General features: G+C 67.2%; 21 protein-coding genes and 1 pseudogene. 12 read left to right on the top strand and 10 right to left on the bottom strand.

The window, feature by feature from the left end:
• Positions 1-9: 9 nt before the first annotated feature.
• On the bottom strand, positions 10-906 hold the full coding sequence (locus Y958_RS30750) for a LysR substrate-binding domain-containing protein (protein ID WP_186291644.1): 897 nt from the start codon (positions 904-906) through the stop codon (positions 10-12).
• Between the two features lie 198 nt (positions 907-1,104).
• Between Y958_RS30750 and Y958_RS30745 the strand changes: the two genes are divergently transcribed.
• The 7 genes from Y958_RS30745 to Y958_RS30715 all read left to right on the top strand — a co-directional run bounded on the left by Y958_RS30745 (position 1,105) and on the right by Y958_RS30715 (position 8,294).
• Positions 1,105-2,403, top strand: a complete 1,299-nt coding sequence (locus Y958_RS30745) for an MFS transporter (protein ID WP_186291643.1) — start codon at positions 1,105-1,107, stop codon at positions 2,401-2,403.
• Positions 2,404-2,405: 2 nt separating this feature from the next.
• Positions 2,406-3,305, top strand: coding sequence for a hypothetical protein (locus tag Y958_RS30740; protein WP_004274001.1), 900 nt, complete (start codon positions 2,406-2,408; stop codon positions 3,303-3,305).
• 49 nt (positions 3,306-3,354) lie between these two features.
• Complete coding sequence (locus tag Y958_RS30735) at positions 3,355-4,404, top strand: class I SAM-dependent methyltransferase (protein WP_088875687.1); 1,050 nt, start codon at positions 3,355-3,357, stop codon at positions 4,402-4,404.
• Positions 4,401-4,706, top strand: coding sequence for a hypothetical protein (locus Y958_RS30730; protein ID WP_088875686.1), 306 nt, complete (start codon positions 4,401-4,403; stop codon positions 4,704-4,706). Before Y958_RS30735 ends, Y958_RS30730 begins: the two co-directional genes overlap by 4 nt.
• A 26-nt stretch (positions 4,707-4,732) precedes the next feature.
• Positions 4,733-5,557 (top strand): cupin domain-containing protein, encoded by an 825-nt coding sequence (locus Y958_RS30725; RefSeq protein ID WP_088875685.1) that lies wholly within the window; start codon positions 4,733-4,735, stop codon positions 5,555-5,557.
• A 52-nt stretch (positions 5,558-5,609) separates the two neighbouring features.
• Positions 5,610-7,919, top strand: a complete 2,310-nt coding sequence (locus Y958_RS30720) for a TonB-dependent receptor (protein ID WP_088875684.1) — start codon at positions 5,610-5,612, stop codon at positions 7,917-7,919.
• A 123-nt stretch (positions 7,920-8,042) separates the two neighbouring features.
• Positions 8,043-8,294, top strand: a complete 252-nt coding sequence (locus tag Y958_RS30715; protein WP_244909725.1) for an RHS repeat-associated core domain-containing protein — start codon at positions 8,043-8,045, stop codon at positions 8,292-8,294.
• On the opposite strand, the pseudogene Y958_RS32680 reads toward Y958_RS30715, so the two are convergent.
• Positions 8,206-8,387, bottom strand: a pseudogene (locus tag Y958_RS32680) (helix-turn-helix domain-containing protein); the annotation flags it as partial. The gene Y958_RS30715 and the pseudogene Y958_RS32680 sit on opposite strands and share 89 nt — an antisense overlap.
• A gap of 221 nt (positions 8,388-8,608) precedes the next feature.
• Here Y958_RS32680 and Y958_RS31755 point away from each other — a divergent pair.
• Positions 8,609-9,247, top strand: a complete 639-nt coding sequence (locus tag Y958_RS31755; protein ID WP_145727781.1) for a hypothetical protein — start codon at positions 8,609-8,611, stop codon at positions 9,245-9,247.
• Between the two features lie 65 nt (positions 9,248-9,312).
• On the opposite strand, the gene Y958_RS30710 is transcribed toward Y958_RS31755, so the two are convergent.
• The 4 genes from Y958_RS30710 to Y958_RS30695 are packed head-to-tail and all read right to left on the bottom strand — an operon-like array spanning position 9,313 to position 12,806.
• Positions 9,313-10,230, bottom strand: coding sequence for a polysaccharide deacetylase family protein (locus Y958_RS30710; protein ID WP_088875682.1), 918 nt, complete (start codon positions 10,228-10,230; stop codon positions 9,313-9,315).
• Between the two features lie 6 nt (positions 10,231-10,236).
• The gene (locus Y958_RS30705) at positions 10,237-11,172 is read right to left on the bottom strand and encodes a polysaccharide deacetylase family protein (protein ID WP_088875681.1); all 936 of its coding nucleotides are present in this window, start codon (positions 11,170-11,172) and stop codon (positions 10,237-10,239) included.
• On the bottom strand, positions 11,172-11,855 hold the full coding sequence (locus tag Y958_RS30700; protein ID WP_088875680.1) for an isochorismatase family protein: 684 nt from the start codon (positions 11,853-11,855) through the stop codon (positions 11,172-11,174). Before Y958_RS30700 ends, Y958_RS30705 begins: the two co-directional genes overlap by 1 nt.
• A gap of 12 nt (positions 11,856-11,867) precedes the next feature.
• The gene (locus Y958_RS30695; RefSeq protein ID WP_088875811.1) at positions 11,868-12,806 is read right to left on the bottom strand and encodes a hydroxymethylglutaryl-CoA lyase; all 939 of its coding nucleotides are present in this window, start codon (positions 12,804-12,806) and stop codon (positions 11,868-11,870) included.
• Positions 12,807-12,910: 104 nt separating this feature from the next.
• Here Y958_RS30695 and Y958_RS30690 point away from each other — a divergent pair, with 104 nt between their 5' ends.
• Complete coding sequence (locus Y958_RS30690; RefSeq protein WP_244909724.1) at positions 12,911-14,101, top strand: CaiB/BaiF CoA transferase family protein; 1,191 nt, start codon at positions 12,911-12,913, stop codon at positions 14,099-14,101.
• Position 14,102: 1 nt separating this feature from the next.
• Here Y958_RS30690 and Y958_RS30685 read toward each other — a convergent pair whose 3' ends face one another.
• Positions 14,103-14,891 (bottom strand): GntR family transcriptional regulator, encoded by a 789-nt coding sequence (locus Y958_RS30685; RefSeq protein ID WP_088875809.1) that lies wholly within the window; start codon positions 14,889-14,891, stop codon positions 14,103-14,105.
• Positions 14,892-15,019: 128 nt separating this feature from the next.
• Between Y958_RS30685 and Y958_RS30680 the strand changes: the two genes are divergently transcribed.
• Both Y958_RS30680 and leuD read left to right on the top strand, forming a co-directional pair.
• Positions 15,020-16,423: a 3-isopropylmalate dehydratase large subunit gene (locus Y958_RS30680; protein ID WP_088875679.1), complete on the top strand. Its 1,404-nt coding sequence runs from the start codon at positions 15,020-15,022 to the stop codon at positions 16,421-16,423.
• A gap of 1 nt (position 16,424) precedes the next feature.
• Positions 16,425-17,045, top strand: coding sequence for a 3-isopropylmalate dehydratase small subunit (gene leuD / locus Y958_RS30675; RefSeq protein WP_088875678.1), 621 nt, complete (start codon positions 16,425-16,427; stop codon positions 17,043-17,045).
• A gap of 84 nt (positions 17,046-17,129) precedes the next feature.
• Here the strand turns inward: leuD and Y958_RS30670 are convergent, their stop codons facing one another.
• Entirely contained in the window at positions 17,130-19,502 is a 2,373-nt protein-coding gene (locus Y958_RS30670; RefSeq protein WP_145727779.1) for a TonB-dependent receptor, read from the bottom strand.
• Positions 19,503-19,804: 302 nt separating this feature from the next.
• Here Y958_RS30670 and Y958_RS30665 point away from each other — a divergent pair, with 302 nt between their 5' ends.
• Positions 19,805-20,815: a phosphoglycerate dehydrogenase gene (locus Y958_RS30665; RefSeq protein WP_088875676.1), complete on the top strand. Its 1,011-nt coding sequence runs from the start codon at positions 19,805-19,807 to the stop codon at positions 20,813-20,815.
• On the opposite strand, the gene Y958_RS32920 is transcribed toward Y958_RS30665, so the two are convergent.
• Positions 20,801-21,019 carry a citrate synthase family protein gene (locus Y958_RS32920; protein WP_088875675.1) on the bottom strand — a complete coding sequence of 73 codons (219 nt, stop codon included), beginning with the start codon at positions 21,017-21,019 and terminating at the stop codon, positions 20,801-20,803. The two genes, Y958_RS30665 and Y958_RS32920, sit on opposite strands and share 15 nt — an antisense overlap.
• On the bottom strand, positions 21,019-21,984 hold the full coding sequence (locus Y958_RS30655) for a citrate synthase (protein WP_088875674.1): 966 nt from the start codon (positions 21,982-21,984) through the stop codon (positions 21,019-21,021). The genes Y958_RS32920 and Y958_RS30655 overlap by 1 nt, the downstream gene beginning before the upstream one ends.
• Positions 21,985-22,068: the final 84 nt, after the last annotated feature.

The following is a 22,068-nucleotide window of genomic DNA, read 5'->3' as shown; positions in this document are numbered from 1 at the left end:
GGTCCGGTATCACAGGGCGGCGATGTCCGCCTGGGTGGTGTTGAAGCAGTCGGTGACCCAGGAACGGAACGCGAGGGCGCTGGTGCTCAGGGCTGTGCCGGACGGCCACACCAGGTAATAGCCGTAGATGTCCTCCGCCTGGATGTCGAACAGGCGCACCAGGCGCCCCCGGCGGATCTCCTCCTGCACCATCAGGCTGCCGGCCAGCGCCACGCCCTGGCCGCTGCTGGCCACCTCGATCAGCATGGAGCTGTCGGACAGGGTCAGCCCCGCCGTCGGTTCCTGCAGGCGCAGGCCAGCCACGCGCAGCCAGGCCGACCAGCTTTGCCAGCCGTGGCGCAGGATGGTGCAGCGCGCCAGGTCCTCCGGCGTCTCTATGCCCAGGCGGTCGCGATAGTCGGGGGAGCAGACGGGAAACAGCACCTCGCCCCCCAGGCGCTGGCTGACGGAATTGGGCCAGTCGCCGGCGCCATAGCGGATGGCCAAGTCGATGCCCGGCACCAGGAACTCCTCCAGGTCGGCGGTAGAGCGGATTTCCACCGACACCTGGGGCATGATCTGGGTGAAGCCGCGCAGCCGGGGCAGCAGCCAGCGCGTGGCCAAGGCCGGATGGATGCTGACGACCAGCCGGCCGCCATTGACGTGACGGCGGTTGGGAAAGGCGCGTTCCAGGATCGCCAGGGCCTGGCGGACATGGGCGATGATGGTCACGGCCTCACGGGTCGGGGCCATGCCGCGGCCGACCCGGCGGAACAGCGGGATGCCCAGCCGCTCCTCCAATTCCCGGATGCGGTGACTGATCGCGCCGTGCGTGAGGCCCAGCTCATCCGCCGCCGCGGAATAGCTGCCGTGGGTGGCGGCGGAGTCCAGGGCTCGCAAGGTCTGGATGGACGGAAGAGTCTGCATGGGCGCGGCCCCTGGCTTCGTACTGTGAAAACTATTCACATATAGGGTCAGATCATATCGTTTGTCATCAAGCGACATTTCCTTAACCGTAGGACTAACAAATGGGGAGCACGGGGAATGAACAGTGCTTTCATAAACGGGAAGGCAGTTGGGTCCTGTGCTGGCAAGGTTCGCACAGCGCTCCGATCGGGCTGGTACATGGTAATCCTGCTCACAGCAGCCCAGGTCGTCTCTTACATTGACCGTTTTTTGCCCAGCCTGTTGATCGCCCCGATCAAGACCGATCTGGGGTTGAGCGATTTCCAGGTGGGGCTGCTGCTGGGGCCGGCGTTCGGCGTGTTCTACGTGCTCATGGGCCTGCCCATGGGCTGGATGGCGGACCGGTTCAGCCGGCGCGGCATCCTGGCCGCCGGCATCACCATCTGGTGCTGTATGACGGCCGCCGCCAGCCTGGCCCGGGGTTTCCCGGCCCTGTTCGCCGCCCGCTTGGGCGTGGGGCTGGGGGAGGCCGCGATCGCCCCGTGCGCCGTGTCGCTGGTCAGCGACCGGTTTCCCCGCCAGCGGCGGGCCCGGGCGCTCAGCGTCTTCATGTCGGGCACCTTCCTGGGGGCGGGCATCGCCTTCCTGCTGGGCGGCCCCCTGGTCCACGCCATCGCCGGCCTGCCGGTGATGACCGTGCCCCTGCTGGGCGAGTTGCACGCCTGGCAGTTGAGTTTCCTGATCGTCGGCCTGCCGGGCCTGATGTTGGCCCTGCTGATGTTCACCTTCGCCGAGCCTGAGCGCCAGGACCGGGCGGTGGATGCCGACAGCGGCCTGCAAGGCGGGCAGGCGTCCATCGCCCAGGCACTGCGCTTCATCCTGAAGCGGTGGCGCACCTTCGGGGTGCTGTTCGTCGGCTCGGCCGCCTGCGTCACCATGGGGTCGCTGGCCTTCTGGAACGCCACCCTGTTCCAGCGCAGTTTCGGCTGGAACGTCCGGGACATGGGCATCGCCACCGGCATCCTGTTCCTGACCGGCGGCCCGCTGGGCACCGGCCTGGGGATCTGGCTGACCAACCGCTGGATCCGCCTGGGGCGCAAGGACGCGACGCTGCGAGCCCTGCTTGTGGGGTTGCTGATCGCGGTTCCCGGTTTCGCCGCCTATCCCATGATGCCATCGGCGCCGTTGGCCATCGCCGCCCTGTTCTTCGCCTTCGTCGGCCAGGCCATGGCCGCCGCCGCGGGCCCGGCGTCCCTGACCTTGATCGCCCCCGGGCAGATCAAGTCGCAGGCAACCGCCGTCTACTACCTGGTGATCAGCATTTCCGGCCAGTTGATCGGCCCGCCGCCGGTGGGATGGATGACCGACCTGTTCGGCGACCCGGCGCGGCTGGGTTGGGCCATGAGCATCGAGGCCCTGGCGATCGGTGTGACGGCGCTGACCGTCCTGTCCCTGGGCATGCCCGCCTACCGCGCCGGTGTGGTGGCGGTGGAAAAGATGATTGCGAAGGGGGATTGAGCATGACTGAGGGCGGGGCGCCCCTGCTGGGGACCATCCGGGCCGTCACCCATGTGGTGCCGGACCTGGCGGTGATCCGGGCGGCCTACGGTTCCGTGCTGGGTTACCAGCCGGTGGATGAGGGCGTCCTGCCGGCGGACACGGCGGCGGCATGGGGGGCACCGGCCATGGCGGGGCGGCGCTACCTGACCCTGGCCCCGGCCTGTGGCACGCCGGCCTGGTTGCGCTTCGTGGAAAGTCCGGCGGCGGCCGGCTGGCAGGCGCTGACCACCCACGGCTGGAACGCCACGGAGATCGTGGTCCAGGACGTGGATGCGCTGGCTGCCCGGCTGGAGGGCCGGCTGGAGGGATCGGCGTTCCGCGTCATCGGCCCGCCCAAGAGCTTACAGCGTTTCCCCATGATCCGCGCCATGCAGGTCCTGGGGCCGGCGGGGGAGTGTCTGTACCTCACCCAGGTGGGCGCGGGCAGCGGACTGGACCTGGCGCAGGCCGCCGCCTTCGTCGGCCATGTCTTCATCGTCGTCGCCGGCGGGCCTGACCTGGGGGGGCTGTTCGCCACCTATGCCGGCTTCGCCAACGCCATTGATCCGCCGGTGTCGACGCGGGTGCAGGTGATTTCCTGGGCCAACGGCCTGCCGCCGGAGACGGAGCATGCCCACGGCCTGGTCAAGCTGCCGCGCGGCACCCTGATCGAACTGGACGCTTATCCCGCCGTGACCCAGCCGCGGGAAACCGCCCCCGGCGAGCTGCCGCCCGGCATGGCCATGGTCAGTTTCAGCGTGGATGACCCGCGCGTCTTCGCTGGCCGGCCAACCCACGCGGCGCTGTTGCCCGGCGGTGGCACCAGCGCCTGTTTCCAAGGTGCCGCCGGCGAATGGATCGAGTTCGTCGGTCCACCGTGACCGACGCCGACAGCAAGCAAAAAGCCAATAAAGACATGGAGGCAGTATCATGGCTTTGGCCATTGAGGACAGGGCTGCTCTGGATTTTGTGCTGAGCCTGCGGCGGCATTGGGCCGGAACGGTCTATCCCCGCTTGCGGGCCGACTTCGACGCCGCGGTGCCGTCGCCGGTGCCGGTGAACGACCCCGAAAGCCTGGCGCCGCTGGTGCATGGGCTGGCCACCTACCCGTGGTTCTCCTGGTTGGAGCGCGGGTCGCAGAAGATGCTGTGGCGGGCCGTATCCGACGCGGTGGTCCGCCAGGGCGCGTTGCCGCCGGGGCCCGACGGGCCGGCCACGGTGGAGGTGGATCCCGACCTGGTGCTGCCGGACTGGTACACCGACTGGGACATCCACGTGCAGCCGGGCGGGGTGTGGTCGCACGACCTGGCCGGCCGGGTCTATGAACTGGGTGCCCGACTGGTGATGCTGGGGGAGAATGACGACTACGCCTTCCACCGCCTGTTCGTGGAAACCGCGCTGCCCAAGCGGTCCTATCGCCGCATGGTCGATCTCGGCTGCGGCTTCGGCAAGTCCGCCTGGCCGCTGAAGCAGGCGCATCCGGAGGCCGAGGTCATCGGCGTGGACCTGGCGCTGCCCTGCGTGGAATTGGCCGCCCGCCGGGCCAGCGAGCGCAAGCTGGCCGTCCGCTTCCGTCAGGCCGATGCGACGGCCACCGGGCTGGAGGAGGGGAGCGCCGACCTCGTCACCTCCACCATGTTCGTGCATGAGGTGCCGGTTGACGTGCTGCCGGCGATATTCACGGAGGCGTCGCGCCTGCTGGCCCCCGGCGGCGTGCTGCGCTTCCTGGATTTCCAGCGCACCGGCGACGGCCTGCGCGACCTAGCCATGGTGGAACACGGCGCCCGCAACAACGAGCCCTTCCTGCCGCCCATGATCGCCGCCGACCTGCCGGCCATGGCCGCCGCCGCCGGCCTGGTGAACGCCCGCTGGGTGGCCTTCGACGAACGGGGGGGCGGCCGCCTGTCCGACCTGTCCTGGCCCACCCGTGCCGAGTGGCATTTCCCCTGGGCCGTGCTGGAAGCGGAGAAGCCGCAATGACCGACCGAAGCTATCCCCCCTTGCCGCCCATGGCGCCCGACGCGGAACGCCTGACCGGTCTGGTGTTCGAACTGGCGTCCCAGTTGCACATCGAGCGCACGCGGCGCCTGGCCCTGGAAACGGTGCTGGCCCGGGTGGGCGTCATCGCCCCGGGCCAGGCGGACGCCCTGGCCGAGGACGCCGCCGTGCTGGCCCGGTCGCGGGCCGAGCTGGAGGTGTCCATGCGCAAGCTGATGCGGATCTTGAGCGAAAGCGACGACCCCAAAGCACCGTTGCGGGGCGAAGTCCCGGCCCCCCGTTGATTTCATTGCAGTTAGGAGCCTGAATCTTGGCGCGTTCCTGGATCGAATTCATTCAAGCCCAATACATTCCCTGGCAACCCCACACCCTGTGGGGCCTGCGTGACGGCGTCGAGGCCAAGGTCCTGAGCCATGACGACGCCACGGGTGCCGTCAGCATGCTGGTCCGTTATCCCGCCGGCTTCACCGCCCCGGCGTCCCGCCTGGTGGTGGACGAGGAGTTCCTGGTCCTGGATGGCACGCTGACGATGGCCGGCCAGGAGTACGGCCACCTGGCCTACGCCCACCTGCCGGCGGGGTATGAGCGGGGTGAGCTGAACAGCCCCGGCGGCGCCGTGGTCCTGACCTTCCTGTCGGCGGCGCCTGACCAGGCGGTCCCGGTCACCGGCTACGATCCCGCCCGCCTGGTGGTGCGGCTGGACGGCTACCAGGTGCCTTACACCGGTAACTTCCATCCGGAGTTCCCGCCGGGCGCCGGGCGCAAGATGCTCTACAAGGACCCGGTCACCGGCGACGTTTCCTGGTTGCTGGGCACCCTGCCGGTGCGCTGGGCCGAACGGTCGGAGGTTCACCCCACCGTCGAGGAGATGTACCTGCTGAGCGGCGAGGTGCACGGCAACCGCGGCGTCATGCGGCCCGGCGCCTATTTCTGGCGGCCGCCGGAGGCGCCGCACGGCCCTTACGGCACCCTGACAGGCAACCTTTACTTCTTTCGCACCAAGGGCGGCCCGCTGACGACGAACTACGTCCAGGCGGAACGGCCCTTCCAATGGTGGCCGGCCTACGACCCGGTGTTGCCCCCGGATATGGAGGCCTACCGCGGCGAAATGCCGGCCAACCCAACAGCCTGGTGAGAGCGAGGGCGGGCACGCCCCTCACCTTCAAATCAAAAGAACGGGAGCATTCATGATGACGGGTAAAATTCGGGGAGTTTCCATCCTTGCCTTGCTGGGCGCGCTGGCGGCCATGCCTGCCCTGGCGCAATCGGCTGGCCCTTCCACGGCCCAGCCGGCGGCGCCGCAGGCGGCCGATGCCAGCCAGCTTGAGGAAATCATCGTGACGGCCCAGCGCCGTCAGCAGAACCTGCAGGACGTGCCGCTGGCCGTGTCGTCGCTGGGGGCGGCGGATCTGCAGGACCGGCAGATCCGCGACACCATCGACCTGATCCAGCACATCCCCAACCTGATCGGCAACAACAACGTCGGCCTGGGCAGTTCCAACACCTATTACATCCGCGGCATCGGCAACACGGAGTCCATCGCCACGCAGGACGTGCCGGTGGGCACCTATGTCGACGACGTCTACATCTCGCGCCAGAACGCCAACAACTTCGGCCTGTTCGATGTGGAACGCATCGAGGTGCTGCGCGGTCCCCAGGGCACGCTGTTCGGTCGCAACACCACCGGCGGCGCCATCAACGTCATCATGAAGAAGCCCTCGGCCACCGCCGGCGGCTATCTGGAGGCCGGCGCCGGCCGCTTCGGTGAGACCGACATCCGGGCCAGCATGGACGCGCCCCTGTCGGACAAGGTGCTGACCAAGGTCAGCATGTACCGCGACCGCAGCGACGGCTACGTTCGGCAGGTCAACACCGGCGACAAGCTGAACGGCACGGACTCCTACGGTGTGCGGGGTGCCGTCCGCCTGTTGCCGACGGACCGGGTGACCATCGACCTGGCCGGCGACTACGTCGATGAGAACGAGGCCAATCTGATCAACCGGGTCGATCCGGCGACGGGCGACCGCATCGCCACCATCGGCATCACCCAGGGCGCGCTGGCCAAATACTTCACCGGCACCAAGGCCAATAACGAGGTCGGCAACTCCACCAAGAGCTGGTCGCTGAGTTCCAACGCCGCCTGGGAACTGGACGACCTGACGCTGAACTCCATCACCGGCTTCCGCCAGACCACCCAGCGCTATTTCATCGACTCCAACCCGGCAGCGCCCAATCCCGTCGCCACGGGCGTGTCCCCCATCCTGAACTACAGCCTGCACCAGCAGTGGTCGCAGGAGTTCAAGGCCAATGGCCAGGCGCTGGACAACCGCCTGAACTATACCGTTGGCTTCTATTACCTGCATGAGAACAACTGGACCGACCTGGGTACGGGGGTCGGCACCGCCTCCGGCTTCACGGTCAGTGGCGACCGCACCATCAAGAACACGCTGGACTCCTACGCCACCTACGCCCAGGGCGACTACAAGCTGACCGACGCGCTGACCGCCACCGTCGGCGTCCGCCTGTCGAAGGAGGAGAAGCAGCTGAAGGTCGCGACCAACGCCGGGGGCAAGGGGCCGCTGTTCAGCACCGCCCTGATCGAGGCCGCCGGCATCCCGACGGACCTGGAAAACGAGTTCGTGACGCCCCGGTTCGCCCTGTCCTACCAGATCGACCCCGGTCTCATGGTCTACGCCTCCGCCACCCGGGGTGAGAAGTCGGGCGGCTGGAACGGCCGCGCCCTGGCCAACAACCTGTTCCTGGCCTTCAAGCCGGAAAAGGTGTGGTCGGAAGAGGTGGGCATGCGCGGCGATTTCCTGGACCACACGCTGCGCCTGAACGCCACCGCCTTCTACAGCGAGGCGGAGGACGTGCAGATTTCCGCGGCTTATACCGTCAACGGCCAGCGCATCTTCACCACCACCAACCCGGCCGGCCTGCGTAACTACGGCGGTGAGTTGGAGGCGGAGTGGGTGCCCATCCGGGGCCTGACCTTCAGCGGCTCCATCGGTGTGCAGCACGCGCGCTACATCGATATCTCCAGCGATGTCCAGGCGCAGATGGCGGCCTGCCAGGCGGCGCTGGCATCCAACAACAGCTCCGGCATCTCCAACAACTGCAACCGGGGCTTCGTCGACTTCAAGGGCCGTATCGCCCGTCCGGTGCGCGCGCCGGACTTCACCGGCCTGGTGACGGCGACCTACCAGATCGACACCGAGGCCGGCATCTTCCGGCCCACCGTCGGCTTCGACTACAACAACGGCTACGCCATCGGCAACGCCGGCAACACCGACAGCACGGACGGCGCCTGGACCGATCCGCAGGTGCTGTGGAACCTGAACCTGGCCTACGAGCCGGCGAAGGTGCCGAACCTCACCCTGTCGGTCGGCTGCAAGAACTGCACGGACCGGACCTACAAGGTCTCCTTCCTGTCGGCGACCTCCATCTACCTGAACCCGCCCATGACCTGGGATGTGCGGGCGCACTACAAGTTCTGATCCCGGCCTTCGGTACTTTCGAACGGGCCCCGCATAGCGGGGCCCGTTCTCATTTCAGCATGGGCCCGGTATGCCCAGAGTGCCCAGGATGGCAAACGGGCTCGCCGTACCAGCCACGCTGGCATGCGGTATGACGAAATCGGGCTGTACGTCGCGCCCAAGCGCACCAACGTGCCGGGGATCGGCGGCTGGTTGCAGATGGACCCGGCGGGGACTGCCGATGGGCTGAACAGCTATGCCTACGTCCACGCCAGCCCATTGGGGTTGATCGCGCTTCGATCTTGCCCGAATGCCGGTCACCGCCGCGCGGCCTGGCCACAGCCTGACCATGTTCCACCACACGTCGCCGCCAGCGGATCGCGCTCGACACGCTGACCCCGAAGCGGGCCGCCGCGGCGCGGCAGCTCAACCGCTATCAATCGCTGCGACAACTCGGTCCCGAAGATCCTGTGAAAGCGTTCGTACCATTCATGCTGGCCTCCTGCCACCAGCAGGAAGCCTGAAGCACAACGCTCCCGCAAAGGGAATCCCCATCGAGTCAGTTCGTGTGGAAACCGCTCCAATTGAAGGGCCCAATACGGTTATTACGACTATGAACGGGAATGTTGCTACAATACGGGCATTCTTTAAGAACGGACAAATGACTTCGTTGAATATCTTTAAGGGACTTTCCCAGGGAGGAGGAAAGAATGTCGTCGATCTACGGTGACAACGAGATCTCCTCGTTAATCGAGAATGAATCTGCCGAGGAGGTAGTAAGTGCCTTGGAGAAGAAGATAGGTGCTGGTGCTGCGTCTGAAGACGAGAAAATTCTGTGTGGCATCATGTTAATGATGCCTCCTTTTGCAGATTATGAGGCGTCTGCTGAAATTTTTGGCGCAATGATGAAGGGGCGACGTGCCGTTGATGCTGCTATTTGGGATGCATATCGTTTTTCTGTCTTGCTTCCTGTCGGTGATGAGGGTTTTGAACCTATCCTCCAAAAGCGCAGAGACTCTGCGGTAGCAGCGCATATGCGGAGCACAGTTGCTGCTGCCCGAGGGCAGATGGATTTGTCTATTGCTGAGAATAGGCTCTCACGTTCTCTGCGTATCTTTCCATTTAATGCTATTGATGGCATAAATAGGGACGTTAATTTAAGTATAAGTCAGAAAAAATATTTATGGATTGCCGCATGTGACTTAGTAATAAGCCGGTCTGTAGAGAAAGATGCGCGACCAAAGACGGTGGTGGGGGCGATTCAAAGATATTGGGATAACTTAATAATTGGGAATCGGCTGACAAATATTCTGTGGGATAGGTATGTTGGAATATATGGTGCTCTTTAAGTGCGCCCAAAGGAAACCCCCGTGCGGGATGACCTCCCGCGCGGGGCTTTTGCTGTCGGCAATGATCAGCGCGGCGTGGCGCCGACCACCTCCGACCCGGTGGCGAACCAGCTGTTGTCCCGGTCTTTCAGCCAGCGCAGCAGGCCGTCGAAGGCGTCGATGCGGTAGGGCAGGCCCAGGATGTAGGGCGTCACCTGCAGCGGCAGCAGGCGCCCGCCGTAAGTGCGGGATTCCCGGTCCAGCCAGGTGTAGGCGTCCTGGATCTGACGCACGTAGCTGTCGGCCGACTGCTGCAGCACGTTCACGATCTGCCGGTCGGACAGTTCATGGCTCAGCGGCACGTTCATGATGTCGCCGGCCGGGGTCCGCATGGCATAGGGCAGGTCGTCGTTCACCCAGTCGCACATGTAGCGCACGCCGGCCTCGGCCAGCAGGCGGGGCGTGTTCCAGGACTGCGAGCGGGCGATGGACAGCCAGCCGGCCGGTCGCGTGCCCGTCGCCTGTTCCAGCACATCCAGCGCGGTGCCGATCAGGGCGCGCTCCGCCTCTTCCTCCAGCCCGGCGGCGATGGTGCCGTTCATGTCGGTGGAATGGGCGATGATCTCATGGCCCGCCGCGATGATCTCGCTGATGACGGCGGGATAGCGCTGGGCGATGGCCGCGTTGACGGCGACCGACACCTTGGCCCCCACCGCGGCGAAGGCGTCCAGCAGCCGGTAGAAGCCGATGCGGGTGCCGTAGTCGCGGGAGGTGTAGTGGCGATAGTCGGGGAAGGGGGTCTGCATATGCCCCGGTGCCCGGAAGGGCTTGTCCGCCGGTGTCAGGGGGAACCATTCCAGGCTGACCACGACGCAGACGGCGACGCCCTTGCCCCCCGGCCAGCTGACGGCCGGGCGGTCGAACAGGTTGGACCAGGGGTAGAGGTCATGGTCCATGCCCCGGCGGCGGCGGGGATACTCCAGATATGAAGGATCAAGGGACATGGGCGCTTACTCCGCTGCCGGGTGCGCGGTTTCGGCCGCCACCGCGTCGTAATCGTGGGCCAGGAAATGCTCGGCGATGTCGCCGGCCCGGGTGATCCAGGCGCGGCCGTCGGCGGCGATGTGGCGCAGCACCTCCTCGAACGGGCCGATGCGGTGCGGCTGGCCGATCAGATAGCTGTGCAGCGGAATGCACATCACCGTGCCCGACGCCTCCCCCTCCCGCGCCAGGCGCTCGTACTGGCGGATCAGGGTGTCGGCGTATTCCCGGGGGCTCATGTTGTAGACGGCGAAGCCGTAGTGGTCGTTGACCTCCAGGCTGTAGGGCATGGAAACCAGGCGCCCCCGTGCCACATGCACCGGCCCCGGCTGGTCGTCGTGGTACAGGTCGCAGGTGTAGGTGAAGCCCATCTCCGCCAGCAGGTCCATGGTGCGGGTGGTGTGGGTCAGGGCCGGGGCCAGCCAGCCCCGGATGCGCTGGCCCGTGGCCTCCTGCACCGTGCGGATGCTGTCTTCCATGATGGCCCGTTCCTGGGCCTCATCCATGCCGTAGGTGTAGCGGGTGTTGTAGATGCCATGGCTGAAGAACTCCCAGCCCAGGGCGTTGGCGTTCTCCACCACTTCGGGATGGTGCTGGCACAGCGCCACGGACAGGGACACCGTGCCCTTGAAGCCGTGACGCTCCATCACCTCCGCCATGCGCCAGTGGCCGACGCGATTGGCGTAGTCGCGGTGGCTGTAGCCGACCACGTCGGGATGGGGCTTGGTCCAGCTTTTGCGGAAGGGGTTGGCCGGCGGGTCGATCTCGTAGAATTCGAGGTTGGGTGAGATCCAGACGGCGATGGGCTTGTCGCCCGGCCAGCGGATGGGGTGCCGGTCGCGATAGGGGCGGAAATCGTACAGCCCGGGATCGTTGACCACGGGGTTTTGGGGTGCCGTGCCCATCACCGCGCCTCCAGCCAGTCGACCACCGTCTGCACCGGCTCGACATCCGCGTATTTCAGCTGCAGGTCCGTCAGGTTGGCGAAGTGATAGCTCTCGTGCTTGTCGGCGCAGGTTTCGATGGGAACGATGGTGCGATAGCCGCGGCTGAGGGAGTCCACCGCCGTCGCCCGCACGCAGCCGGAGGTGGAACCGCCGGTGACGATGACCGTGTCCACCTTGTGCCAGACCAGATAGCTGGCCAGCGGCGTTTCGAAAAAGGCCGACGGCATGCGCTTGGTGTAAATCGCGTCGACGGTCGTATCGATTTCGCACCGGTCGTCGAAGGCGTGCCGCCGGCTGCCATACTTGATGTTCTGCAGGCTGTCCGGCGTGTTGGTCCGGGTGCCCCAGACGCCGGCGTCGCCGGCATCCTCGGCATAGGCCACGTGGGTCCAGATGACCGGCATGCCCTTGGCCCGCGCCAGGGCGGAGATGCGGTTCACATGTTCGATCTGCCGGGGATCGGTCTCATAAGCCGTCTTGAACTCGTCGATGCGGGTATAGGCGTTCTGGAAATCCACGTTGACGATGGCCAGTTTCTCGCCGAAGCCGAACTTGGTCCGGGCTGGATTGGCCATCACGTCTTCGAAAATCTGGCGGGCCGTCCGGTCATCCCGGATCATGCGCGTGCCGACGATGGTCATGCGACGTCTCCCTCAGTGGTGATCAGCGGGCTTGAAGCCCAACGGCAGGCCGGCGGCGGTAATGAAGCCGTACAGCGGTTCGCCCGGCAACGCGTCCGCCAGGATGGTCCGCACGGCGAACAGGGCGTCCAGGTCGATGCCCGTGCGGACGCCCATGGCTTCCAGCATGAAGGCCAGGTCCTCGGTGACGATGTTGCCGGAGGCGCCGGGCGCGAAGGGGCAGCCGCCCAAGCCCCCCAGTGAGCTGTCCAGCGTGGTCAGCCCGGCGTCCAGCGCCGCCAGGGCGTTGGCCAGGCCCAGGCCGCGCGTGTTGTGCAGATGGATGCCGGTCAGGGCGTCGGCGCCGACGGTGTCGCGGACCAGCTTGATCAGGCGGCGCACGCTGGCCGGATCGGCATAGCCCGTCGTGTCCGACAGCCCGACCTCATCGCAGCCAGCGGCCATCAGCTCCTCCGCCAGGCGGGCGATCTGGCTGTCGGGGATGGGGCCTTCCAGGGTGCAGCCGAAGGCGGTGGACAGGCTGCCCTCGAAATGCGGGCGCCGGTCAGGGGGCAGGGCGGCGATCATAGCGGCGATGGCCTTCGCCTCCTCCATCACCTGGGCGTGGGTGCGGCGCAGGTTGCGCAGGCTGTGCGTCTCCGACACTGACAGGGGCAGGGTTAGCTTGTCGGCGCCGGCCTGGATGGCCGCCTCCGCCCCGCGCGCGTTGGGCACCAGCACCGCGACGGCCAGGCCGGGGATGGTCTTGGCATGGGCCACCACCTCGGCCGTGTCCGCCAGCTGCGGCAGCAGCTTGGCCGGCACGAAGCTGCCCACCTCGATCTCCCGCACGCCGGCCGCGGCTTCCGCTGTGATCCAGGCCTTCTTGGCCGCCAGCGGCATGATGGCGGTGATACTTTGCAGGCCGTCACGCGGCCCCACCTCACTGATCAGGACGTCCCCAGCTGCCATGCTCTTGTCTCCCGGCCCCATCGGCCCGCTTGTTTTATTGTTATAAGTCTATATCAATTAAAAAGGGCCTGTCGAGCCCGAAGCGGATGTGGCGGGAGACAAGAATGGATATGGACAGGGACGCGCTGCCGTTGGCCGGTGTCACGGTGGTTGAATTCACCCACATGGTCATGGGGCCGTCGGTGGGGGTGATCCTGGGCGACCTGGGCGCCACGGTGATCAAGGTGGAACCCATGGGCGGGGACCAGACGCGCCGGCTGCTGGGCTCCGGCGCCGGCTATTTCCCCATGTTCAACCGCAACAAGCGCAGCCTGTGCCTGGATCTGAAGAGCCCCGAGGGTCTGGCCATCGCCCGGCGCCTGGTGGATGGTGCCGACGTGCTGGTGGAGAACTTCCGCCCTGGCACGCTGGAACGGCTGGGCCTGGGGCCTGAGGCGTTGGCCCAGAGCAACCCGGGGCTGGTCTACTGCTCGGCCAAGGGCTTCCTGGCGGGTCCCTATGAACACCGCACCGCCTTGGACGAGGTGACGCAGATGATGGGCGGCCTGGCCTACATGACCGGGCCGCCGGGCCGGCCGCTGCGCGCTGGCTCGTCGGTTGTGGACATCACCGGCGGCATGTTCGGTGTCATCGGCATCCTGGCCGCCCTGCTGCGCCGGCAGCAGACCGGGCGGGGCGGGGCCGTCAAATGTTCCCTCTACGAGACCACGGCCTTCCTGGTCGGCCAGCACATGGCCCAGCAGGCGGTGACGGGGAAGGCGGTGCAGCCCATGCCCGTGCGCCTGTCCGCCTGGGCCATCTACGACGTGTTCGAGACCCGACGGGAAGGGGAACTGCTGTTCGTAGGCGTGGTCAGCGACGGGCAATGGCAGGCCTTCTGCACGGCCTTCGGCCTGGAGGATCTTGGCGGCAATCCCGCCTACGCCCGCAACAACGACCGGGTGCTGGCGCGCGACGTCATCCTGCCGCGGGTGCGCGCCCTGTTCGCCAACGAAGACCGCGCCGCCCTGGTGGAGCGGCTGGAAGGCGTGGGCCTGCCCTTCGCCCCCATCACGCGGCCGGACGAGCTGTTCGACGACGCCCATCTGAACGCCGAGGGCGGCCTGCTGGATGTCACCATCCCCGGCGGCCCCGCCACCAGGCTGCCGGCCCTGCCGCTGGAATTCGACGGTTGCCGTCCCGGCCTGCACCATGACATCCCCGAGGCGGGCGCGGACGCCGACGACATCCTGGCCGGTTTGGGCTATGGGGCGGCGGAGATCGGCGCCTGGCGCACGCGCGGCGTGGTGGGATGAGTCAGGAATGGACCTGGGTGCCTAGCGCGCCGGCATCGCCGCCGCCGGCGGCGCCCAGGTCCAGCGTGATCTGGTAGCGGTCGGCGCGGTAGTGGGCGATGGTCAGCAGGATGGGCTGCCCGGCGCTGTCGCTGACCAGCCGCTCGATGCGCAACAGGGGCGCGCGGGGTTCCACCTCCAGCGCGGCGGTCAGGGCGGCGTCGGCCGAGACCGCGGCGATGGTCTGCCGGGCGTGGCCGATGCCGATGCCTGCGCCGCGCAATAGGGCCAGCATGGGCTTGGTGGTCAGGTTCTCCCGCGTTATCAACGGCCCGAGGCGGGCGGGCACATAACTGACGACCTCGCCCAGCGGCGCCCCATCCAGAGAGCGGACGCGCACGGCGCGCACCAGGGCGGCCCCGGCGGGCAGGCCGAAACGCTGGGCCACGGCGGGGCCGGCCGCTTCCTCCGCGATGTCGATCACGCGGACCTGGGTGTTCTGGCCAAAGGCCACCAGCGAATCCACCGCCTGGTCAATGTTGGCTTCCAGCGGCCGCACGGGGGTCTGGAAGATCACGCGGGTGCCGATGCGCCGCCGACGTTCCACCAGCCCGCTGTTCGCCAGTTCGTCCAGGCAGCGCCGGGCCGTGATGCGCGACACGCCGTAGATCTGCACCAGGTCCAGTTCCGTGGGCACGGCGCTGCCATAGGCGCGCTGGCCGCTGGTGATCTCGTCCCGCAAGGTCAGGAACAGTTGATGGTACAGCGGCACGGCCCCCTGCCGGTCCACGACCCCCTTGGCTTCCTTCACCACCGCCCTCCATCCGTCCTGCGTGCCCTTGCGGGTTATAGCGGTTTTTTACCGGCTGGCGCGCCCTCGCAATTTGTTATAGAAATATAACAAATGAAGTGACCCTTGGCAGGCGGGCATTGACAGGCATGCGGACCATCTTCGAAAAAATCTGGGCGGAGCATCAGGTGGCCGACCTGGGCGGCGGGACCGAACTGCTGCTGGTCGACCGCGTGCTGTTGCATGAGCGCACGGGCGGCGTGGCGCTGGAAAGCCTGGCGGCGGCGGGACGGAAGGTCATGGCGCCCGGCCAAGTCTTCGCCACCATGGACCATGTCGTCGACACGCTGCCGGGCCGGGGCGACCGCACCATCATGCCCACCGGCACCGCCTTCATCACCGCCACCCGGGCGGCGGCGCGGGCGGCCGGCATCACCCTGTTCGACCTGGGCGACCCGCGCCAGGGCATCGTCCACGTCATCTCCCCGGAGCAGGGCATCGTGCTGCCCGGCCTGACCCTGGTCTGCCCCGACAGCCACACCTGCAGCCAAGGGGCGCTGGGCGCGCTGGCCTGGGGCATCGGCTCGACGGAGGCGGAGCACGCGCTGGCTACGGGCACCCTGCGGGTGCGCCGGCCGCGCACCATGCGGGTGACGGTCAACGGCCGTTTGGCCCAGGGCGTCACGTCCAAGGACCTGGCGCTGCACATCCTGGCCCGCCATGGCGCCGGCGGCGCCAGGGGCCATGTCGTGGAATACGCCGGGGAGGCGGTGCGGGCGCTGAGCGTCGAGGGACGGCTGACCCTGTGCAACCTGGCCACGGAATTCGCCGCCTTCACCGCCATCATCGCCCCGGATGACGTGGTGTTCGACTATCTCCAGGGCCGCCCCTACGCGCCTAAGGGGGCCCGGTGGGACCAGGCGGTGGCCGCCTGGCGGCAGATGTACAGCGATGACGGTGCCGTGTTCGACCGCACCATCACCCTCGATGCCGGGGCGGTGGCGCCCATGATCACCTGGGGCAACAGTCCCCAGCACGCCGTGCCCCTGGACCAGCCGGTGCCCGCTTTCCAGGACGTGGCCGACCACAACACGCGGGAGGCCTATGACCGCGCCCTGTCCTACATGGCGGTGACGCCCGGCGCGCCGCTGGTGGGCCTGCCCATCGACGCCGCCTTCATCGGCTCATGCACCAACAGCCGGCTGGAGGACCTGCGCCGGGCGGCGGCCCTGCTGCGCGGCCGCAAGGTGGCGGCGGGGGTGCGGGCCATCTGCGTGCCCGGCTCCAGCCGGGTGAAGGCCGAGGCGGAGGCCGAGGGGCTGGACCGCGTCTTCCTGGACGCGGGTTTCGAGTGGCGGGAGGCCGGCTGCTCAATGTGCTTCTTCGCCGGGGGGGAGAGCTTCGGTCATCGCCAGCGCGTGGTCACCTCCACCAACCGCAATTTCGAAAGCCGGCAGGGGCCGGAGACCCGCTCCCACCTGGCATCGCCGGAAACGGTGGCGGCGTCGGCCGTGGCCGGCCGCCTGGCCGATCCCCGCCTGCTGGAGGTTTGATGTGACGCCGTTCACTATCCTGACCGCCGTTGCCGTGCCGCTGCTGCGGCCCAACATCGACACCGACGCCATCATCCCCTCGCGCGAGATGACGTCCGTCTCCAAGAAGGGCCTGGCCGACGGGCTGTTCGCCGGCTGGCGTTACACCGCCGTGGGCGGCCGCGTCCCCAACCCCGATTTCGTGCTGAATGACCCGGTCTACCGGGGGGCGGCCATCCTGCTGGCGGGGGAGAATTTCGGCTGCGGCTCCAGCCGGGAACACGCCGCCTGGGCGCTGGCCGAGTATGGCTTCCGCGCCATCCTGGCCCCGTCCTTCAACCCCATCTTCCGCGGCAACTGCGTGCGCAACGGCATCGTGCCGGTGGAACTGCCCACGGACGCGATCACCTGGATCGCGTCAACGGCGGCCCAGGCGCCGCGCACCCGGCTGGTGACGGTGGACCTGCGGCACCAGATGGTGACCGCGCCGGACGGCGGCACCCATTCCTTCAGCATCGAGCCGGAGGCGCGGGAGATGCTGTTGCACGGCCTGGATGCCATCGACCTGACGCTGCTGCGCCGGGCGGAGATCCAGGCGAAGCGCCAGGCGGACAGGGAACGCCGCCCCTGGGTCTATCTTTAAGGGGACCCATTCTCATGACGGCGACAGCGGTCAGCGAGCTCAGCACGGACCCGCCCTCCATGCTGAGCTGCGCCCCCGGTGGCTTCAGTACCGGTAGGAGACCGTGACCCCATAGGTGGTCGGCTGACCCTGGAAGCGGACGACGGAATCGCCCACGCGGGTGGTCTGGATGGCGTAGAAGGTGTTGGTCAGGTTCCGGACGAAGCCCTCGAAGCGCCAGGTGCCGCTGACGGATGATAGGCCGGCCCGCAGGTCGATGACGCCGTAGTCGGCGTTGTAGGTTGAGGGATAGCCCTGGCTGATGGCGCTCTGGGTGCCGAACAGCCCTTGTGTCTTGGTCTGATAGCGGGCGCTGGCGCCGACGAAGGCGGTGTAGGCGCTGCTGACGCTCCAGTCATACTGGGCATCCACCAGGAAAGACCATCGGGGCGTATTGGGGAAGGCCTGGCCCTTGAAATTCACCGGCGTGGTGGTGAAGGCGTTGTAGCCGAAATAGTCGCTCTCGACCCAGGAATGCAGGTACGTCGTCTTGGCGGTGACGGTCAGATTGTCCAGGGGCTTGGCGCGTAGGCTGAGCTCGGCACCGTCCTCCTTCGACTTGGGCACGTTGACCAGGACGCTCAGCAGCCCGAACACGCCATTCGGATCCAGGCTGCGGGCCTCCAGCTGCTTGTTGGTGTAGTCGTAGTGGAACAACGCGCCGTCGATTTCCAGGCGGTTGTTCAGCAGGCGGGTCTTCACCCCCAGCTCATAGGCCAGCAACTCCTCCTGGGTGACCGGCCGCAATTGCAGGTAAGAGGAGGCGGACAGCGTCGGGAAGCTGCCGGCCTTGAAGCCGCGGCTGACCGTGCCGTAGATCAGGGTCCGTTCCACCGGCGTCCAGTTGAGGCCGACCCGCCAGGAGACATTGTCCTCGCTCAGCCGCTGGTTGATGTAGGCCGGCGTGGAGCTGGCGTCCAGCGTCGTGCAGCCGCCGCGCACCGCGGGGACGACGCCGACCCCGTGCTTCAGGATGGTCTCGATGACCGTGGCGCCGGCGGCGGTGTTGCCGTCTGTGTCGCGCGTGCACCCGCCATGGCTGATGGCCGTCGTCGTGTACCGGGCGCCGGCGGTGATGCCCAGTTCCTCCAGCGGGTGGTATTCGATGTTGCCGAATGCCGCGCGGCTGATCGAATCGTCGTCGGAATCGCTGCGGTTGCCGCTGAAGGGCGGAATGGCCGGCTTGCCGATCAGCAGCGGCACGTTGGTCAGCGCGAAGGAGGAGGAGGAGCCGGCGAGGTCGTACAGCTGGGTTTCGCGCGTGTAGGCCTTGGCATAGTCGGCACCCACCAGCCAGTTCAGGCGGTCGTCGAACTCCTTGCCGCTCAGGCGCAATTCCTGCGAGGTCGCGTTGACGAGGCCGCTCTGCAACTGGCTGAAATGATAGTCGGCGCCCTGCGGCTCGTTTAGGTCATTCTGAGTGAAGTGCTGGAAGGAGCCGAGATAGGTGAGGGTCATGCCGTGGGGCAGCGCGTAGTCGGCGCGCAGCGACGCCTGCTCGGTGGACTCGTCCACCCGGGGCGTGGTCCCGGCCAGCCAGTCCGCCGCCTCCGGATCATCCGGGCCGGGTTTGGCCTTGGTCGTGTTCGGGACCAGGGCGGCCGAGGACTGCCGCTGCAGCACGATCTTGACCAGGTTGGCGGCGGGCAGGTCGGACCGGTCGATGAAGCCGTTGAAGTTGGCCTGGACCTGCAGCGCGTCCGTGGGGTTCCAGTCCAGCAGGGCCCGCAGCTTCACGCTGTTCTGCTGGCCCAAGGTGTCGTCGCGCGTATTGCTCTGCTGCCAGTCGCCGCCCTCGCGGACGCTGAAGGCGAAGCGGCCGGCTAGGGTGTCGCTGATCGGGCCGCTGACAAAGCCGTCCAGCCCGGCGGCGGCGAAGCGGCCCAGGGTGCCGTCCAACCCGGCCTCGAACTGGTTGGTCGGTTTGGCGGCAATGTAGTTGACGGCGCCACCGGTCGCGTTCTGGCCATATAGCGTGCCCTGCGGTCCCTTCAGCACCTCCACCCGTTCCAGGTCGAACGTCGCCCCCTTGGACAGCGCCGGATAGGCATAGGGCACTTCGTCGGTATAGACGCTGACGGTGGGCGTCGCGGCGATGGAGAAATCGTTATAGCTGACGCCGCGGATGCTGTAGACCGGCGAGCTGTAGTTGGTCTGGGACACGACGAAGCTGGGATCGACGCGGGCCAGGTCGCCGACGCTGTCGACCCCCTGCCGCTGCAGATCGGCACCGCTCAGCGTGGTGATGGACATGCCGACGCTGTCGGCCGATTGCGCCCGCTTTTGCGCGGTGACGATGATTTCGTCCAACTGGCCGACGTCCGGCCCCGCCTCCTGCGCGGCGGCGGCCCAGGCCGGGCCCAGCACCAACGCGACGGCGCCGATGCCACAACGAAGACGATAGCGTCCTTTTATCAATTTACACCCTCCCTGAGCCCAACCGTTCGTGCGGCGGGTTTTTGTTTGTCAGCCATGATGGGAACGTCGCCGGCGGGATGGGTGCCCGCGGCTTAAGGCGCTTAACAGAACCTGGAAATCGCTCAGCTACGCTAAGCCAAGGCTGAATATTGTCAATCTTGATTGATATAGTTAAGTATTCTGTCTGTGATGGCGCCTTAATCTTGACAGATCGAGAGGCGCCCCCTCATGTTCGTCGCCCATCAATCAATGAACCTATCGGTCAATGAACGGCGCGCCGCGGCGGCGTGGGGAGGGATGTCATGGCAGGAAACCGTCGGGTCCTTATCAGTCAGAAGTTTTTCGATCAGGCGTCGCTGGATTATCTGCGCGACCAAGGCTGTGAGGCCGAGGTGTTGGCCCTGCCGCTGGGTCGGGCCGATGCCGATTTGACGGAAGACGAATTGCGGGCCTGCCTGGCCGGGGCGGCCGGCTGGATCGTCGGGCATGCGCGCGTCACCCGTTCGCTGCTGGCGGCCCTGCCGGACCTGGCCGTGGTGTCCCGGCGGGGGGTGGGGTATGAGCGGGTCGATTTGGCCGCGGCACGGGATCTGGGCCGGGTGGTCACCATTGCCGCCGGTGGCAACGATGCCGCCGTGGCCGACCACACCATCGGCCTGATGCTGGCTGTTGGGCGCCGGTTCCGGCGGTCCCAGGCGGACATGGCCGCGGGCAAATGGGCCATCCAGATCAGCACGGACCTGTTCTGCAAGACCGTCGGCATCATCGGATACGGCCGCATCGGGCGGAGCGTGATCAAGCGCCTGAGCGGCTTCGACGCCACGGTGCTGGTCTGCACGCCGGGGCCTGTTCCCCCGGATACCGCCGAGGGTGTGGAGTTCGTTTCGCTACCGGAACTGCTGCGGCGCAGCGACTATGTTTCCGTGCATGCGCCGCTGACGCCCGCGACACGCTTCATGATCGACGCGGCGGCGCTGGCGACGATGAAGCCTGGCGCCATCCTGGTCAATGCCGCGCGCGGTGGCCTGGTGGACGATCGCGCCCTGCTTGCCGCGCTGGAGGCGGGGCACTTGGCCGGAGCCGGGCTGGACGTCTTCGTCAGCGAAAGCGATCCGGACTACCGCGAGGTCACCGCCGCCCTGCTGGCGCGCGACGACGTGGTGGCGACGCCGCATGCCGCCGCCTCGTCCCGCGAGGGGCTGGACCGTACCAACATGATCGCCGCGCGATCGGTCGTGGCCGTGCTGGATGGCGACGATCCGCCCGCCGACTGTGTGGTCGCGGACGGGAGGTCCCGCTCACAGGCCGGGTAGGGGCCCGCGATAGTGCGGCTCATGGCGCTCGCGCTCGCCGCCCAGGCTCTGCTCGATGGCGTGGGCGATCCAGCCGGCGGCGCGGGCCAGGAAAAAGGTGGCCTCGCGCGAGCGTAAGCCGAGCTTCAGTCCGGCAAATCCGCCCAGCAGGGAGAAGCTCGGCTCGTAGCCGCCGATGTCCCGCGCCGCGCCGATGGCCGCCATCAGGCGCTGGAAGTCGGCGTCGCGCGCATAGTCGGCTTCCAGCAGGTCCAGCAGGACGGTGGCACGTACGTCGCGGCCGCTGGTGGCGGGCAGGAAGCCGGCGATGGCGTCGCCTTCCTGGACACGGCGGGTGATGGGCTCGAAAGGCCGTTCCGTTTCAACGATTTCCTTGACCAGCCGGCCGATGGCGGCGAACTGGACCGGCCGCGTCTTGCGGCCGATGGCGATGGCGAGGTCAGGCCGGTGGACACCGCCCGCCACGGCGAGACGCCGGTGCTGGCGATCGCCCGCACGGCGAAGGTCGCGGGCTCCAGCCCATGGTCGGCGGCCAGGATCATGACACGCCGCAACAGCGCCGCCTGGCGGTCGGTGAGGCCGAAGGCCTCGGCGATGCTCACGTGGAGGGCTCTGCGGTCGGGGCGGTCATGCCCGGCAATCAGTGCCGTGAAGGCGCGCAGCACGTCGCCACCCGTCCGGGCCATGCCGGCCGGCGAGAAATCCTGCGAGCGCGGATTTGCCCTTTCGATCAGGGGGAAAAGGGCGATGGCCTGATCCATGGGCGACTCCCCCACCAACGCGTGGCTCACCGCCTTGACCGTGTCGGGAAACGCCGGCAGCGACTCGCCGAACACCGCGTCGGCGTCCACGTCCCACAATAGGGCGGCCACGCTTTCGAAGGTGGGCCGGTTCACCAGTTCCCGGACGCTCTGCCCCCGGTAGAACAGATTGTCCTCGGTAAGCAGGGTGATGGAGCTTTCGCCGTCCAGGTCCGTCGGACTGGCCGGCGGCTTGCGGCCGCGGCCGCGCAGCTGTTCCACGTCGGCGCGCCAATAGCGGCGCTTGCGCGAATTGGGAATGCCCGTGGACCGCAAATTCTTGCGCGTCACATAGACGTAGAAGGTGTCGATGGTGACACCCAGCAGCGCCGCGGCCTCTTCGGCCGATATGTAGTCGTCGTCGACCATTTCTAAACTTTTATAATCAAGATTGACGACTTATCCCTTACTCCGTAGCGTCGGTCAAGTTTGTTATGCATGTTGCTAAGAATA

Origin of the sequence: Nitrospirillum viridazoti CBAmc (genome assembly GCF_000730165.1) — a bacterium.
Classification (GTDB): domain Bacteria; phylum Pseudomonadota; class Alphaproteobacteria; order Azospirillales; family Azospirillaceae; genus Nitrospirillum; species Nitrospirillum viridazoti.
Note: the sequence above shows the minus strand (reverse complement) of the source record. Positions and strands in the feature narration are given on the sequence as shown.